This is a genomic window from Cohnella suwonensis, assembly GCF_042655365.1.
Lineage (GTDB): Bacteria > Bacillota > Bacilli > Paenibacillales > Paenibacillaceae > Cohnella > Cohnella suwonensis.
In genome coordinates, this window is record NZ_JBHSMH010000082.1 from 36,051 (window position 1) to 52,602 (window position 16,552).

General features: G+C 50.5%; 10 protein-coding genes. 5 read left to right on the top strand and 5 right to left on the bottom strand.

Going from position 1 to position 16,552, the window contains the following annotated elements; genetic code table 11:
• Positions 1–235: 235 nt before the first annotated feature.
• Complete coding sequence (locus tag ACFPPD_RS19870; protein WP_209748181.1) at positions 236–2,530, bottom strand: AraC family transcriptional regulator; 2,295 nt, start codon at positions 2,528–2,530, stop codon at positions 236–238.
• Positions 2,531–2,827: 297 nt separating this feature from the next.
• Here ACFPPD_RS19870 and ACFPPD_RS19875 point away from each other — a divergent pair, with 297 nt between their 5' ends.
• Genes ACFPPD_RS19875 through ACFPPD_RS19885 form a run of 3 tightly spaced genes read left to right on the top strand, consistent with a single transcriptional unit; the run spans position 2,828 to position 5,125 of the window.
• Positions 2,828–3,664, top strand: coding sequence for an amino acid ABC transporter substrate-binding protein (locus ACFPPD_RS19875; RefSeq protein ID WP_209748179.1), 837 nt, complete (start codon positions 2,828–2,830; stop codon positions 3,662–3,664).
• A gap of 27 nt (positions 3,665–3,691) precedes the next feature.
• On the top strand, positions 3,692–4,360 hold the full coding sequence (locus tag ACFPPD_RS19880) for an amino acid ABC transporter permease (RefSeq protein WP_209748177.1): 669 nt from the start codon (positions 3,692–3,694) through the stop codon (positions 4,358–4,360).
• A 15-nt stretch (positions 4,361–4,375) separates the two neighbouring features.
• Positions 4,376–5,125 carry an amino acid ABC transporter ATP-binding protein gene (locus ACFPPD_RS19885; protein WP_209748175.1) on the top strand — a complete coding sequence of 250 codons (750 nt, stop codon included), beginning with the start codon at positions 4,376–4,378 and terminating at the stop codon, positions 5,123–5,125.
• A 652-nt stretch (positions 5,126–5,777) separates the two neighbouring features.
• Here ACFPPD_RS19885 and ACFPPD_RS19890 read toward each other — a convergent pair.
• Positions 5,778–8,426 (bottom strand): winged helix-turn-helix domain-containing protein, encoded by a 2,649-nt coding sequence (locus ACFPPD_RS19890; RefSeq protein ID WP_209748173.1) that lies wholly within the window; start codon positions 8,424–8,426, stop codon positions 5,778–5,780.
• Positions 8,427–8,649: 223 nt separating this feature from the next.
• On the opposite strand from ACFPPD_RS19890, the gene ACFPPD_RS19895 reads away from it, so the two are divergent.
• On the top strand, positions 8,650–9,234 hold the full coding sequence (locus tag ACFPPD_RS19895; protein ID WP_209748171.1) for a P-loop nucleotide/nucleoside kinase family protein: 585 nt from the start codon (positions 8,650–8,652) through the stop codon (positions 9,232–9,234).
• A gap of 9 nt (positions 9,235–9,243) precedes the next feature.
• Here the strand turns inward: ACFPPD_RS19895 and ACFPPD_RS19900 are convergent, their stop codons facing one another.
• The 3 genes from ACFPPD_RS19900 to ACFPPD_RS19910 form a co-directional block, all read right to left on the bottom strand.
• Positions 9,244–10,899 carry an alpha-amylase family glycosyl hydrolase gene (locus tag ACFPPD_RS19900; RefSeq protein ID WP_378083038.1) on the bottom strand — a complete coding sequence of 552 codons (1,656 nt, stop codon included), beginning with the start codon at positions 10,897–10,899 and terminating at the stop codon, positions 9,244–9,246.
• Between the two features lie 99 nt (positions 10,900–10,998).
• The gene (locus ACFPPD_RS19905) at positions 10,999–12,090 is read right to left on the bottom strand and encodes a hypothetical protein (protein WP_209748169.1); all 1,092 of its coding nucleotides are present in this window, start codon (positions 12,088–12,090) and stop codon (positions 10,999–11,001) included.
• Positions 12,087–13,859 (bottom strand): HSP90 family protein, encoded by a 1,773-nt coding sequence (locus tag ACFPPD_RS19910; protein WP_209748168.1) that lies wholly within the window; start codon positions 13,857–13,859, stop codon positions 12,087–12,089. The genes ACFPPD_RS19905 and ACFPPD_RS19910 overlap by 4 nt, the downstream gene beginning before the upstream one ends.
• 109 nt (positions 13,860–13,968) lie before the next feature.
• Between ACFPPD_RS19910 and ACFPPD_RS19915 the strand changes: the two genes are divergently transcribed.
• Positions 13,969–16,506: a leucine-rich repeat domain-containing protein gene (locus tag ACFPPD_RS19915; RefSeq protein ID WP_209748166.1), complete on the top strand. Its 2,538-nt coding sequence runs from the start codon at positions 13,969–13,971 to the stop codon at positions 16,504–16,506.
• Positions 16,507–16,552 lie beyond the last annotated feature (46 nt).

The window sequence follows — 16,552 nt, forward strand, 5'->3', positions numbered from 1 at the left end:
CTCGACCGACTGTTTTGTTGAGACATTGGCGGGGTTGTGACTGCATCATACCGTCCCGCGTTTCTATCCGTAAATCGTGAGTATTGATTAGCGCTTTCATTTTTGATTTTTCCGCGTCGCTACGCGGTTTGGACCGGCGATCATAATCAATTATGAATAGTATAAGCAAAAGTGGAGCCGCATCCGGCGGTCCGTTAAGACCGGAAATACCGGAAGACAGCTCCACGCAACTTGCTTATTGGTCCTCTTGCGGCTCGCGCTCCGAAGCTCCTTGCTTCAAAGCCTTATAGCTTCTCGGAGGCATACCCTCGTACTTGCGGAAAAACCGATTGAAGCTTTGAACGTTGTAGTAACCGACCTCGGAGGCAATCTGGGTGATGCTAAGCTTGGATTCCAGGAGCAGCTGCTTCGCCTTCTCGATTCTGAGCAGATTCGTGTAGTCGATCAGACTTTTGCCGGTTAGCTCGTACACGATCTTACGCATGTAGGAATAGCTGATGCCGATTTCCTTCGCCATGTCTTCGAACACGATCTCCTCGCAGAAGTGCTCTTCCAGGTAGCGGATAATCCGTTCTCCGTAGTTGACCTCGCTCTGGTTGCGCGCCAGGTACTGAATAATCTCGCCGAAGAAGCCGCGCAAATATTCTTCGAGCTCGTCAAGCGTATCGAACGAAGCAATGGCGGAATAAATATTTCCTCGCCTCGCGAAAATACGCGAAGTGCTGACCTTGTTCTCTCTGAGATGCTTGATCGTAACGCCTACCAATTGAGTATAGATAAACAAGATATTATCGTAGGAGATGTAATCGACCGAGTGGATCTCGCCTCGAATGAGCTCCAGTTCTTTGATAATACTGTCCTGATCCCCGGTGTCCAGAAAGTTAAGGATCCGTCGCTCACTGTTCGTGGGATAAATATATTTCTTGCCCTGATCGGCCTCTTGCTTCCAGTAGGTAATGCCGCCGCTGCCTTCGATCATGCGATGCTTGATGACTTCCATTGCTTCGACTACCCGCTCGGGGACCATCGCGCTATCCTCATCTCGGCTGCTGACCCCGATCGTTACGGAGTGGCCGAGCAGCTCCGCCGCGGCGCCCCTGATCGCGACAAGCGCGTGATGGATACTTTCTAAGCTGCTTCCCGGCTCCAATGAACCATAATTGATGACGATCGCGAAGCAGCCTTCGCCCTGATAGACGCTTCGTGCATGAACGCCATCCGGGAACAAGCTCTCGCATTGCGAAATGAGCAGATAACGGTGGTAATTCCGGGTCTCCGGATTGGTCTTGCTCACATACCGCCTGTATTGATCGATCGAGACGACGGCAACAAGGTAATAGGGCTCCGGAAACAGCTCCGCGATCTGTTTCGTCACTTCGCCCCGCAGCAAGTTATGGATCGCGAGGCTGCGAGTGTCCTGTTCCCGTTCCTGCAACAGCTTGTAGAGCCCTTCCTCCTCATCCTGCATTCGCCTGAATGCCGCATCGAGGAACACAAGCTCGTTCTTGTTCCCTACGACTAGATTTTTGCTGCGCGCGCGAACGACACGGACCAGCTCTCGCAACGGCTTGGACAACCAGGTCGAGAGGAAGACGGTCAAGATGGTCCCGGCGACGATAATGACGACCGTCAGCACGATAATGCTGCGCTGCAAGGTATGGGTCTTGGTCATCAGCTCGTCCATCGAATAGATGTTCACGTTCCACCACCCGAACAGAGGCGAACGGGACCACGTATAGATCAGACGCTCGCCCTCGATCTCATGAAACGCATAGCCCTCCTCCGAGTTGCTTGTCAGTATCTCTTCAATAAAGGGCTGCTTTCTCCCGTCCGTAAGCAACAAGCTCTTGTCGTTATGCGAAACAAGGGTGCCGTCCGATTCCAAGAGGAGATAGCCATGCTTGCCCGGCTCCGAGGTACGAAGGTAATCCCCGATTTGACTTTCGCGCAGGTTAACGACTAATTCGCCGCGCGTCGTGGTCAATAAGCTGTTCAGCGGCAGCACATACGATATGACGTTTACCCCCGACGCCAGCGTGCGCGGATACCATACGCCGCTAATCCCTCTTCTTCCTTTGAGCGCATCCTTCGTCCAATCGATCGGCTCGTATCTCTCCAGCATCGTAATGCCCTTGTCGGTAGAAACCACGTAATCCGAATCGCTTAGATAGAAGTAGGAAGAATATACGCCATTGACCCGATGATTCAAGTTGTGCAGCTCCAGCAGCACCGCTTGCGCTTTGCTCACGTTGCTGTAGTTCCCGTTAAGCTCATCGAAGGTCTCGAAAGTACGTATGCGATCGAAAATGTTGGTTGCGGCGAGGCGCACCGCATCCTGCGCCATGTTGTTCAGCGCATTCTCGTTGAGCTTGCGGTTCGCGTTCAGACCTGCCAAAGAGGATTCCGCGATGGCGCTCTCCGAATTTTGCAGGATCTGCGCGCCGCTATACCAAGTCAGGATCGCCATCGGAATGGCCATGACGCAGAAGAGAATGAGCGCCAGCTGCAGCATCATCGGAATTCGTTTCATTCGGTCTCTCCTCATCTTCATTAGCGGTTGTCTAAAGAACGCATTAATAATGACAGCGCTAACAAAATCATCGCTCTTGCCTATTATAACGATTTTCGGGAGAGTAGTCGAAATCCGAATACCTGCGTTGATTTTGGCAAATACTCTCGGAGATCGTTTATTGAAAATACGCCTTATTATATTAATCCTATAGTTTTTATCGGATAAAATGTTGACGCCAATCTTTAGACGGTGTAATATTCAATTTACTGACTCGGTCAGACACGATAAAGAGGGAAATTGAAAGGGGAAATTTGTATGAAAAAAATAAGTTTAATAACCTTGCTGCTAGCGCTAACCGTGGTTTTACTGGCGGCTTGCGGTAATAATTCGAATTCCGCACAGCCTACCGATTCCGCAACGGCTGCCGAATCGCCTGCAAATACAACTCAAAGCTCGCTAGAAGCGATCAAGGCCAGCGGTAAACTTAGAATCGGTACCGAGGGAACGTACGCTCCTTTTACATTCCATGACAAGGACGGTAAGCTGACGGGGTTTGACGTGGAAATCGCGCAAGAAGTCAGCAAACGTCTAGGCGTCGAGCCTGAATTTATCGAGACGCCATGGGATGGTATTTTTGCCGGACTTGACGCCAAGAGATTCGACGCCGTGTTTAATGAAGTCACGATTCGCGACGATCGCAAAGCAAAGTACGATTTCTCCGAATCCTATATCGTCTCCAAAGCCGTACTGCTCGTTCGCGAAGATAACGATGAGATCAAGAAGCTGGCCGATCTTAAAGGCAAGAAGTCCGCTCAGTCGCTTACGAGCAATCTGACGGATATCGCCAAAGCGAATGGCGCCGAGATCGTGGGCACGGAAGGCTTTAATCAAGCGATCGACCTGTTGCTATCGAAACGCGTAGATGCTACCATTAACGACGGCTTGTCCTTCCTTGATCTTAAGAAGCAAAAGCCGGACGTCAAGATTAAAGCGGTTGACGAAACGGCCGATGCTTCCTATAGCGCCGCGCTGTTCCGGAAAGGGAACGACGACCTGGTCCAAGCCGTAAACGAAGCACTAGCCGCAATGCAAAGCGATGGCACTTATCTGGCCATTTCCGAGAAATATTTCGGAGCGGACGTTTCCAAATAATAAAGCGATACAAAGGATGTTTGAACGATGGACGACCGTCAAATCCAAATTATAACGGATTCCTTCTGGCCCCTGCTTAAAGCAGGGGTTATTTATACCATTCCGCTCACTTTGATTACATTTGCATTGGGCTTAATCCTAGCGATCCTAACTGCCCTAATCCGTTTGTCCTCCTGGACCATTCCCAAGTTTATCGCAAGCTTCTACGTATGGGTCATCCGGGGAACTCCGCTACTAGTACAGCTCTTTATTATTTTTTATGGTTTGCCTAGCGTCGGCATTACGCTTAGTCCGTATTTGTCGGCGGTTATCGGGCTTTCGCTAAGCGTGGGCGCCTATGGCTCGGAAATCGTTCGCGCGGCGATATTGTCGATTCCGAAGGGTCAGTGGGAAGCGGCTTCTTCGCTCGGGATGTCCCGAATGCAGGCCTTACGACGTATTATTCTCCCTCAAGCCGCCCGAGTGTCGGTTCCGCCGCTCGGCAACTCCTTCATTAGTCTAGTCAAGGATACGTCGCTCGTGTCTATCATTACTTTCGTCGAGATGTTCAGGAAAGCACAACAATTCGTCGCGCTTACCTACGAACCGTTGCTTCTATATTGTGAAGTAGCCATCATTTATTTGGCATTCAGCTCCGTTCTGTCGGTGCTGCAAAATTACGTAGAGAACCGTCTCGAACGTTTCTCTGCCCGTTAAAAGGAGACTGTGCGGATGATCGAAATTCGCGATTTGCATAAATCTTACGGTTCTCTCGAAGTGCTGAAGGGAATCGATCTCACTTTATCCAAAGGCGAAGTGCTCGTCATCATCGGTCCGTCGGGGTCAGGCAAAACAACGCTGTTGCGCTGTTTTAATCTGCTGGAAATGCCCGACCGGGGTTCGCTTAAGCTGGGGGAGAACGCTTTTGAGTTTCATGGGCGCGCGAAAATTCCTCAGAAGGACATACTGGCCTTGCGAAAAAATACGGGAATGGTGTTTCAATCTTTTAATTTGTTCCCGCACATGACTGCGCTCGAGAATGTCGTGGAAGCGCAAGTGACGGTTCAGAAGAAAAATAAAAGCGAGGCTCGGAAACGCGCGGAGATTCTGCTGGAGAAGGTGGGTCTTGCCGATAAAGCCGATTCCTATCCGCATAAGCTTTCGGGAGGACAGCAGCAGAGGGTAGCCATCGCTCGGGCGATGGCCTTAGATCCTGAAGTGCTGCTGTTCGACGAACCAACGTCCGCGCTTGATCCCGAATTGGTCGGAGAAGTGCTGAAGGTGATGAAACAGCTGGCAGCCGAAGGCATGACAATGGCGATCGTGACCCATGAAATGAAATTCGCCGCGGACATAGCCGACCATATTATTCTCATGGACGATGGTCATATTATCGAGCAAGGCTCCCCTAAAGAAGTGCTTAATCACCCCAAAACTTCACGGGCCGTACAATTTCTGAACCACCTTAACGAGAGCTACTAGGGCACGACCGCAAATAATCGCGCTGTCCTCAAACAAAAAGGAAGCCCACGTCGGAATCGCTCTGCCGATATGGGCTTCCCGGCGTCATCAATGCTGTCCTTCGTACTCATTGACTTTTCTGGTTAAGGCAGGATCGTCGGAAACGGAAAATCCGGTGAGGAGCAGCGCTGCGGCCAGCAGCAAAACCGTAAGCTTTTTCATCGTATACACCTCCTTTAAGTACATTGTTCATGACCTCAATTCCTGGCTTCGTGAATCATCGTAACAAATGGTCCGTGATTGGCCATCTAACGAACGATATATAAACCGGTTATAGTTGTAAAAAAAGGCTGAGTTCCACTCTGTTGTGGCTTAATGACAGACAAATGAACTTTAAAACATGCAGTTATTTCGGCTAAAAATCAGATATTTGGCGAAATAGATGTAATACATACATTAATTTCACCGGATTCATCCTGCATCAGTTGAATCCGCAAAATTAAGTGCACCTTTTGCATATAATTCATGCAAAGGCCTTACCACGTATCTTTTTTCATGCACATTTTACAGTTAAATATTCCAACTACGTTGTTTCTAAGCAACATTCACGCTGAACTCAGCCAAAAAAAAGACTGCGGCGGTCCCCAAAGCAAGGGACTCATCGCAGTCTTTCTCACGGAATCAAGTTTTTTTCTTTTGCTCGATGGATGGCTTGTACCCGGCCTTTCGCCTGAAGCTTGCCGTAGATGTGGTGAAGATGAAGCTTTACCGTTCCTTCGGTCAGTACGAGTCTTCGGGCGATCTCCTTGTTGGACAATCCTTCTGCGATCAACAGCAGCACTTCCGTCTCCCTAGCCGTCAGCGCGTCGATCCCGCCCTCGCTCTGAACGCCGTCCGTCGCGTGCGCTTGTGCCGTCCGTCGGTTGTCCGCGGCTTGTACTTTCTTGAGATACCCAAGGGATACGCCCGTCTGGAGCTCCGGCATGTACCCTTTTCTCCGTACCTCGGCGTATTGGCGGAGTAAATCGGGCATTTCGGCCGCATCCAAGAAAATTCGCTTGTACCCCTCGCGTTCGCCGAGCGCCAGCGCCTCGTGCATTTGCAGCATGCATTCATACGCTCGGCCCATTTTCCCATATAACGCCGCAATCCAGATCCGGGCTTCCAGCTCCGTCATGAGGCGCCCGTTGTTTTCGGCCGTTCTCAGCAGCCGCTCGGCACAGATGAGCGCTTCCCGATCGCTTCCTTTTGCCGCCAACACGCGAATGAAGGTCAGCCACTCGAACTCCTGTTTCTCGATCGTTTCCGTCTCCAGGCTGAATTTGCAAGCTTCTAGCCAACGTTCGACGGGTTCTATTTCCCCTTTGGCCAGATGGCAGCGGACCAGGTAAGCATGAAGCAGCCCGTGCCAGAGCGATTCCTGATTATGGCTTTGCCTTAGAAACTCCATGACCTCAAGCACGGAATCCATGGCCGCTTCCGGATTGCCGTTGTCCCATTGAATGCGGGCCTTGACGATGATTGAAGGGATAACGGCGCCCATGATGCCGTTCTGCCGCCCGAGAACGATAGCCGTCTCGGCATAGCGAAGCGCTTCGGGGTTGTCCCCGCGCTCATAGGCCAGCTCGCTCATGGCGGTTCGCTGGTGAGCGCAGAAGGAAAGGTGCTCAAGATGATGCTTGCGGATGAACGCGTCGTACATCTGGTGATACCGCTCCGCGGTACGTATGCTTCCCTTGCAGCCGTAATATCCCCTGATGAAAGGTACCGTGCCTTCGTTTAATTCGAGCCCGCTGTTGACGAACAGTCCATCCCCGCTTCCCAGATCCTCTCGCTCGTACAAATAGGTTAACAGCTCGTAGGCGAGATCATACTTGCCGCTTATCAACATGTAAAAGTTTTCGGCGATCACAAGCTCTTCCCTCATGCGCGAGAACAGAGCTTCGTTCGTTTGAGACAGCCGAGGAAGCTCGTTGCGGATTCGCCCGAGATGCTCCGGGATCCGTTCGAACTTCTCCATGAACAGCTCGGTCCACACCTGCACGATGACAATTTCCATCCGCTGGGCGATCTCCTCCGGAAGCTGGTCCAGCCAGCCTCGGAGCGTTGCCCATTCCCTGCGGTTCAGCAGTTCGGCATCTATCGAACGGAGCAAGTTTGCCGCCCTCTCGAAGCCGCGTGCCGCTAAGGCATGATCGATGGCTTCCTCGGTATATCCCCCGCGCTCGAACCATTCGCTTGCTTTCAAATTCAAGGAAACCGCATCGTCGCCGAACGTCTGCAAGAACCGGTTTCGCAAGAAATCCCTGAAAAGGTGATGGTAACGGAACCAATACCGTTCATCGTCAAGCGGAATGACGAACAAGCCCGCTTGTTCGATGCGCTGAAGCATCCCGGCCTCGATGGACTGCTCCATGATCGCGGCGCACAGTTCGCCGTTCATCCGCTCGAGGACGGACGATCGCATCAGAAACGATCGGACCGGTTCCGGCTGGCTCTGAAACACTTCTTCCATCAAATAATCGACGACGTACCGGTGGTTCCCCGAAAAATGCCGTAAAGCGTCCCGCTGCCCGCCGAGCTGCGACAAGGCGGCTAACTGAATGCCCGCTGCCCAGCCTTCCGTTCGGTGGGCAAGAAGGCGGAGCGACGACTCGTTCGGAAGATCCCCCGTTTGACGGTGCCAGAAAGAAGAAATCTCCTCTTTCGTGAATTTCAGCTCGTCGATTCCGATCTCGCCAAGCTGCCCTTTGACGCGCAGCGTGGCGACGGGAAACGGCAGCTCTTTGCGGCTGACGATGCACAGATGGATTCGTTCCGGAAGCCGCTCGACAAAAAAAGCGAGAGAACGGTGCACTTCTTCCGAGTCGATGACGTAATAATCGTCTAAGACGAGAACCAAATCATCCGTCACATCGAACAGATCGTTGAGCAGCCAAGCAACCATTTTATCGATCGAGAAAGCAACCGGCGACTGCAAGAGAGAGCGCGCTTTTCGCCCTATCCCCGGCAGCAGCCGGTTAAACGCGATAACGACGTAGCCCCAGAACCGCTGGAGATCGTTCTCGCCTTTGTCGAGCGAGATCCAGCCGGCCCGGATATTCCGGGATCGGATCCAATCGCTGATCATCATGGTCTTCCCGAAACCCGGGGGTGCGATGACCAACGTCAATTTACGCTGAAGCATGGAGGACATCGCGGTCATCAGCCGCTCTCTCGAGACGAGATAAGCAGGATGAGGGGGGATATATAACTTTGTGGCGAGCACGGGGTGCAAGTGGACTGAGGGGTCGGAACTATCTTCCGTTAATTTCCGGTTCATGATGACATCAAACCTCTTTACCCAAATTTGCTTGATGGATGGGTGTCTGCTTGCCTAATGCCAACGGCCTCTGTACTCTTGATTGTTCGACTTTGTCCCCTGATTCTCCTGCTAAATATAGCGATGTCTCAGGCAAGCATAATTGCAGCCTCCGCTTGGTCATGATAGTGTAAAATATAGGATAACGCAATTCGATAGCTTCATTGAGGAGTTGGGGGACAGGATGGGTAAGCTCGTCTTTTTCGTCGGAGGAGCGGGGGCTGGCAAGACGACGCTGGCGAAAGCGGTCGCGGCCAAACGGGGAGCCGCCTTGTTTGACATGGATACGCTGCTCCGGCCCGCGGCCGAAGCGCTCATGACGCAAGCCGGGCTCGATCCGACCGATCGGGATTCCGCCGCATACAAGACGTTGTGCCGCGATTTGGGTTACAGGCTCACGATGGATGCCGCGCTCGAGAACGTCGCGATCGGCAACGATGCGTTCGTCGTCGGACCGTTCACGAAGGAACTCGCCGATCCCGGCTGGATCGTCGCGCAGCTTTCCCGTCTCGGCGACGCGGCGCGCGAAACGGAAACGAAAGTCGTTGTCGTCCATCTGAAAGACGAGAGTGCTTACCTGGACCGGATACGGGCGCGCGATTCGGAGCTGGATCGCTGGAAGCTGGCGCATTGGAAGGAATTCAGCAAGTCGCTAGCGCTGCGGCGACCGAAGTGGGAATTGCCCGCAGGGAACGTTCTCTTCGCGGACAATTCCGCGCCATTCGCGCCGGACAACATCGACCGCATCGAGCGCTTTATTTATGGATAAGGGGGCCGCTTAGCCTGCAGTTACTTTATAAATCAGAGTTTCATAAGGATGGAGCAATCGTCCGCCGTTCCGATCCTGTTCGCGTGCTTCTTCTTTTCCCGTGCGATAGATGATTTCTTGTTTCTTGCCGATCCATTCTCTTGTTCTATCATCGTCCGCAAATACGGGATATGCAGCTCTATCGGACAAATTAACGAGCAAGAGATAGGCTTCATCCCCGCTCCTCCTCATATACGAGATGACGTTAGGCTCCGAATGACGAATGAATTCAAGTTCTCCTCGCCAGAATGCCGGAGAATTCGTTCTAAGATGAATCAAGAACCGATAATGCTCGAACATGTCTTTATCGAAGGGCTCCCAGGCGAGTCGGTATTCATGGAATAAAGAAGTCCAATCGGCATAAGTCCTCTCGTTGAACTCTTGTCCCATCATCAGGAACGGAATCCCTTCCATCGTCATCAGTAAGGTTGCCGCCGGCGTGGTTAACCGCTCGCCGAAGTAGTCCCGAATTCTGGATTGTTCCTTTTCCTCCAGCCAACTCATCCTTAACGCGCCTTTAGGAAAGCTGTATTTGTAAGAGTCATAGATCCGTATAAACTCGTTCTGCGTGATATTCCCTTCCCGAATGGCGTTGATTAAAATACGAGGGTTGCCGTCATAGGTCAGATCGCAGGAATCAATGTGGTGGAATTCGTCGTAAGACTGCGATATCAACGCGATAGAACGCTTGACCTTGCTGAGCTCTTGCCGGATTTCCGCGAGAAAATCATGCGGCGTGATGTCCGAATCGTCTAATCGGAACCCGTCAAAGTCGAACCCGGCCAGCCAATATTTCATGGCGTCGATGATATAACTTCGCATCTCGCCGTTGTCGAAATTCAATCCCGCGAAATATTCCCGATTCGGAACCTCGTAATAAACCTCGTTATTATCCTTCCGCGTGAAGAATTCGGGATGGCTCTTCGTCAGCAGATGGTCTACGCTTCCGCGATTCATCACCCAATCCATGATGACGCGAATGCCGTTTCGATGAGCTTCGCTTATAAAAAACTTCAATTCTTCAGCCGTGCCGAAACGGCTGTCGATCGAATAAAAATCTTTTACCGCGTAGGGGTCTCCGTACGTTCCGATCCTCTTCTCTTGTCCTACCTCTTGAAACGGCATCAACCACAGTACGTTAATGCCCAGCTCTTTGAAATATCCTATTTTTTCGGTTAGCCCGCGAAACCCGTTTTCGGTAAAAGCCCGAATATGAAGCTCGTAAATAACCGCGTTTTTGATCCACTCGGGGCTCTCTAACGCTTGATAGTTTTCATACATGAATCCCGGATTACGTTCCGAAACTTCATTCGTACGAATAAATACTTCCCCGTCTTCCATGACGGTCATCGCGGAATTGTTTTGCCCGTCTTCCGATACGTTCGGATTCAGAGGATCCAATATCCATCGGTCGCCGTTGACCACGATTTTATAAAGGTGTCTTCCTTTCGGGATTCCGATCTCCAATTCCCACCGGTTGTTACTTACTTCGGTCATCGCGTATTTTTCAGGATTCCAGCTGTTAAACGTACCCGCCACGGAGACGCCTTGAATAGGAGTGTCCGAAAAATACCGAAATAACACGCCTTGATTCCCTTTTCGCGGGATGCGATTCATCGTTTCCATTGTCATGCTCCTCTCATCGTCTAGAACGCTTGAAATGCAAGAAGGGCTCAACCGCGCAAGTTAGCGAGGTTGAACCCTAAGGTTACATGGCCTTCAAATTTAGAAAAGGATACCATCCGTTGTGGCTTTCGTCAAGCGCGTTTCCTGATAAGCCTTCATAAGCCGGTTGGTATTCTTTTCCTGCTCCAATACGAATCGGCTCATGTAAGTATTTCCGTTCCTGCGATTGAATGAATCCGTTATTGAAGATATTTCATGATCCAACCAGTCGAGCGTTACGCGATCGGCCTCGACGAGCTTCTTTCTGCGCTTCTTCTTATTCCATTCCCTAAGGAATATCCGAACGGAGAGAAAATAATGAAATCTATCCCAGCCAACCTTGCTTTCCAAGCCGTACCGGATGGTTTCGTTATAAATTTTCACCGCTTTAGGCAAATCCGTAACCGTAAAAAACTCCAAAAAAGTGCCATACTCCTCGACGAACTGCGGTCCTTTAAGCAGTCGCATGGCTTTTTTCGCGATCGCCGAAGCCTGTTGGTAATCTTTAAGCTTCAAGAGAGGTACGATAATTTGACTATATGTGTTTTGCGGTATGGACCCGCAACGCATCTTGCCGTCTAGTATCGGCCGTACGTTCTGCAGACCCTTCTTGAGATGATTGATCTTGAACATGTATTCCCCGAATAAATTTTGCTCGCATGCCTTGCAGTCGGCCAGCGAATCCCGAGGCGTGGAGCGCCACAGCTTATAAAATTCGGCTGCCTCGGAGATCATTCCCTGCGACAACGTGAAGTTTACTTTCTGCTGGTAATAGGGACGCAGATTGTAGCCGAACTTCAGGCACTTTTGTTTGAAATCCTCGTACACGCGTTCGATCAGCTCTAAGCCGAACTCCGGCATCCGCCATATTTCGTTTAAGACCCATTTATAATGCCACATTAAAGTATGTTGGGAATAGTCGCCGGGCGTCTTCTCGAACTTCGACAAACACCAAGCGAAGGCAACAAGCACTTTCTCCCGACACCCCGCCTCCAGCGCCGCGGTCATATAGCTCATCCGAGTGTCGTAAGCGTCCTCTTCCGTCAAGTACCGATCGGCGATCCCGATCATTTCCTCCAGGACGGCCAACTTTTGCTTTCCGCCGGGCATACTCCAGCTGCCGCGTCTTAATTCGTTTAACCGATTTTTCATTGGTCTACCTCTGCCGTCGCGTCAAGGCCTCTATTCATGAACTGCAGCAACGATTCGTTCATCATTCTCATTTCCGTTTGGCCCATCGGATGGTTGCCCAGAAGCAAAGCCTGCGTATAAAACAACTCGATGCTTGCCTTCCATAGTTGCGGGTTGCGGGAATCTATCGCCTTACGTACCATAGGATTATTGAAATTATAACAAAGCTGCGCGTAAGGCTTCTCGTACATCTCGTTCTTGATAACATGAATGACATCCTCGAACAGCGGATCAGCTTCCTTCTCGCTTGTTTCCATAAGCTTGAAAAAACTGACTTCCTGGTTGGTGTTATACAACACGGGAATATCCGCCGGTTCAAACCATCTCGCTAGCGAACGGCAATCGTAGCTTTCAAGCAATCGGTCGGAATGCTCTAGGAACGGCTGAACATCCCGCTTTTCTTCGGAACCCAACTCTTCGAACCGATCGGCGAACTCCAAGACGTTAAGGATGCCGACCGACACGTTGTCGGCGACCTCCGTCACGTTCCTGACAAGGTTGAGATCGTTAACGTAACCGCCGTTAACGACCATCAGGTTCTGATACTTGGCGACGCGGGCGACTTGCCTGAATTCGTCTAGCGAAGCCGTAACCAGAATAGACGAGTGGCTACGCAGAATGTCGGCCATTTTCATATCGCCGAACGATGTTTCAAAGCTTAAGTGATGGATGAACAGCGCATAAAATTCTTCATCCTCCACCGCCATCGTTTTAATCGAAGCATAGTGGACGAGTACGATTTTGCGAAACAACTCCGGATGACTCTCCGACAGTTCGATCAGATACCTTTTAATGCATTGCCCTAGTTCATCTCGAACGGCAAAGAATAAATCGTTCTCTTGAAAAGCTTCCCGCGACGCCGTTGGACGCAAGCTTTCCGTGTTAATAATACCGTTAACGAAGAACGCCCAAGCAGGCAAAATGTTATTCATTTTGTCCGATAGCAGCATGTTTTTCAGATAAACGCGATGCTTCTTCTCATCCTGCAGACTAACCGCATAGGGAAGAATATGCGCGATTCCCGTAACGCCCCCGATATCGGAGGTTAGCGGAATAATATCCATAGGCTTGGAATAGGTAGCTTCCTCCACGAACGCCAACGCCTCTTGCTTGTCTAATCGCCATGGCGGGTTCGGTACATTGATTTTCCTCTCATATTTGTCCTCGATCAAGACAATAGGAGTCGGCAAATACTGTCCGTACTTTTCCAACAATTCGCTAACGCGATAAAACTCGAAGTACTCTTCGTACCCGGGCTTGGCTTTTAGAAAAACCGTCGAACCTATCGGGACTTGCCGTTTGATTTTCTTTATCGTGTATGTCCCATCCGGCTTTCCTCGCCACTCCAGAGGATCGCTGTCGAGAGCCGAACGGGTTATCAGCACAATTTCTTCGCTTACGACGAAACATGCCAATAGGCCGACGCCGAACTGGCCAATAAAATCGTCCGAAGAGTCTTGATTGTCTCTCTTTGTCGAGCTGCCGATTCTAGCTAGAAACAACTCGATCTCGGATTCCGTCAACCCGCAGCCATTGTCGGAGAAAGATAGGGTGTTAGACGAGAACACCTCAACCTTGACGGCTTCCTCGAAAGCATGCCCGAGTCGTTTCCTTGCGGTGACGGCGTCTACTCCATTCTGAAGCAGTTCGCGCACGAACACCCCGGGGTCCGAGTAAAGGTGGTTCGATAATAGCTCTATAATGCCTTGTAAGTTTACTTGAAAATTCATATTTTTCATTGTTTTCTCCAAAGTTAAACAGTAGTGTAGTTATGAGTCTAATTATATCAAAGATTCAAGACTTTGAAGCTTACATACTCAATTATAGAGGAGCAGCATCATGATTAAGAGTGCGCGTATGTTTCGAATGGCCATCATGATTGTCATTGCAGTATTGATAACGCCCCTATTGTCGAATCGTTTCGTTCACGCAAGCGATATCCAGATCGAAGACCCCGCGGTGGAGAAGGCCATACGGGATGACCTTCATTTGCAGTCCGGTTCGATTACGCAGGCGGATCTGGATAAAGTGGAATATTTGCAGATTTCCGAAAGACGCGTGAAATCGCTTAATGGATTAGAGCATGCCGTTAATCTCATCGCGCTTTCGGCTTCCGACAATGAAATTGTCGATCTAGCTCCGCTGTCCTCGTTGACCAAGCTCAATCAACTGGATTTGCAAGGGAATCAGGTTGAGGACGTTTCTCCGTTATCCGGCGTGAAATCCTTGCAATATCTGTACTTGGACGATAATCGGATTCGCCAAATCGATGGGTTGGCCAATCTTGACCAGGTGCTCCAGTTGGGTATATCCAGCAATTTTATCGATCGTTTGGATGCGATCCGCTCCATGAAATCTCTATATAAACTGATGTTTGATGATAATAACGTAAGTGACTTGGCTCCTTTGCTGGATGCGGCTCGTTTGAAATCTTTCTCGGCTAGCGAGAATTTACTAGACCTAAGCAACGAAGCAACGAAATCCGTTCTTGAATCGCTGAGGCAACGGGATGTCGCTCCAACTGGCGATATTACAAAGCAGAAGGAAGCGCCATCCGATCGCAAAGCAACGGATCCTCTGCTGCTGAAATGGTCGGAGGAGAATACCGGCGTTCATAACATCGTTGCTCTAGACTTTGCCTATGGCAACGGGATTTACGTTACTTCGCTCGGCAATCGAGTGCAAACCTCCAAGGACGGTATAACCTGGCAAGACAACCCCGTAAAGCTAGATCTTACGCTTTATACCATCGCGTGGGGGAACGGTCAGTTTGTCGCATTGGGAAATCGTAGCGACCAAAGGATTAAAGACACGGCCCTTTTGACTTCCAAAGACGGCGTTAACTGGACGGATCACGGAAATTTGAAGGGCATCTATAACGCTACAGATATCGCCTGGAACGGAAAAAGATACGTAGCGGTGACATCCACGCGCGGCGGAGGGAAAATCTATAGCTCCGAAGACGGCGTGAAATGGACGGAGCGTTCAGGATTGCCTACGGCTATAACGGCAGTCGAATGGGGAAATGGCACCTTCGTTGCCCAAGCGATCGAAGATGGCGTCGTGGCCGTATCCAAGGACGGGGTAGCATGGAAAAAAATAAAAACGAACCAGCCCAATCATGGAAATTCACTCCGCATGGCATTCGGTGGAGGAAAGTTCGTTTCCGTCGGCGATAAGACGATAATGGTTTCCCAGGATGGCGTTAAGTGGAAGCATGTTTCTTATGCACATTATTGGATGGAGATTCATTGGGTAAAGGACCGATTTTTCCTCAACGGCTTCGATTACGTAGATGGGCGTCAACTGGAAGGTTACGCCATCACCGCCACCTCCAAAAACGGAACCGACTGGACGAACGCGTCCATCCTTCACGCCAGAGATGAGCATCCTTTTTTCGTACTCCATAACGGCAAACAATACGTTCTCATGAGCCATCGAGGCATTCAGGCATCCAAGGATGGAGCCAAGTGGACGCAAATGCAAACCTTCCGTCAGGATGAGGCATTGTACGACGCCGCGGTAGGCAATGGTCAATTGCTCATGGTTGGCGGCGACGCAAGCGTGGATATGGATAAATACCACGTAATGACCGCGCTGCGGCTGAGTTCTTCCGGCTCTTGGTCCGGCACCAATACCAAAGCCATGCCGCCGATGAACAATGTGTTATGGACCGGCGAGCATTTCTTAGGGGTAGGCTATCGAGGGTCGATTATGACTTCCAAGGATGGCGTTCGCTGGGCCTCCGTACCTTCTCCGACAAAAGAAACATTAACCAAAATTATTCAAGCCGGCGACACTTTCTATGCGACGGGCACGAACGGTCTGATCATGTCGTCCAAGGACGAGAAGAATTGGACAAAGAAAACGACGAACGCGACAACTACGATTAACTCCATTGCATGGAACGGCCATACGTTCGTAGCAGTTGGCAACAAAGGACTTCTGCTCGTATCGCAGGACGGCAATCAATGGTCCAAAATGGCCATGAGCTATAAAAACAACTTTTACGATATCGTCTGGGGCAAAGACAATTTCGTCATGACAACCTCTATCTACTACCTTAATGAGAGGGAATTAACGATTCTGAGGTCGCCGGATGGACAGCATTGGGAACAGTCGACCTTTGAAAGCGAATTTCATCTGCAAAATGGCAGTACGGGGCTGTACGGAATCTCTCTTGTCGGCGATTATTATATCGCCACCGGGGCTTGGGGATCCGTCTACTTATCCGAAGATGCCGAGCATTGGTTCATGCAACCGAAAGTAACGAATGCGGATTTGAACTATGCCATCGAATATAAGGGGAAAGTATATGTCATGGGCGCAGGAGGCACCGTCATTTCGGCCGATCTGAATTCAGCGGCGGGAAAGTAGTCGCAGCCTCGATTTTGAGTTCATTTATCGCAAAAGGGTCGGGAAG

Bases quoted from the DNA above. Each gene is read 5' to 3' on its own strand.
- ACFPPD_RS19870 (WP_209748181.1), bottom strand. From the start codon at position 2,530: ATGAAACGAATTCCGATGATGCTGCAGCTGGCGCTCATTCTCTTCTGC.
- ACFPPD_RS19875 (WP_209748179.1), top strand. From the start codon at position 2,828: ATGAAAAAAATAAGTTTAATAACCTTGCTGCTAGCGCTAACCGTGGTT.
- ACFPPD_RS19880 (WP_209748177.1), top strand. From the start codon at position 3,692: ATGGACGACCGTCAAATCCAAATTATAACGGATTCCTTCTGGCCCCTG.
- ACFPPD_RS19885 (WP_209748175.1), top strand. From the start codon at position 4,376: ATGATCGAAATTCGCGATTTGCATAAATCTTACGGTTCTCTCGAAGTG.
- ACFPPD_RS19890 (WP_209748173.1), bottom strand. From the start codon at position 8,426: ATGAACCGGAAATTAACGGAAGATAGTTCCGACCCCTCAGTCCACTTG.
- ACFPPD_RS19895 (WP_209748171.1), top strand. From the start codon at position 8,650: ATGGGTAAGCTCGTCTTTTTCGTCGGAGGAGCGGGGGCTGGCAAGACG.
- ACFPPD_RS19900 (WP_378083038.1), bottom strand. From the start codon at position 10,899: ATGGAAACGATGAATCGCATCCCGCGAAAAGGGAATCAAGGCGTGTTA.
- ACFPPD_RS19905 (WP_209748169.1), bottom strand. From the start codon at position 12,090: ATGAAAAATCGGTTAAACGAATTAAGACGCGGCAGCTGGAGTATGCCC.
- ACFPPD_RS19910 (WP_209748168.1), bottom strand. From the start codon at position 13,859: ATGAATTTTCAAGTAAACTTACAAGGCATTATAGAGCTATTATCGAAC.
- ACFPPD_RS19915 (WP_209748166.1), top strand. From the start codon at position 13,969: ATGATTAAGAGTGCGCGTATGTTTCGAATGGCCATCATGATTGTCATT.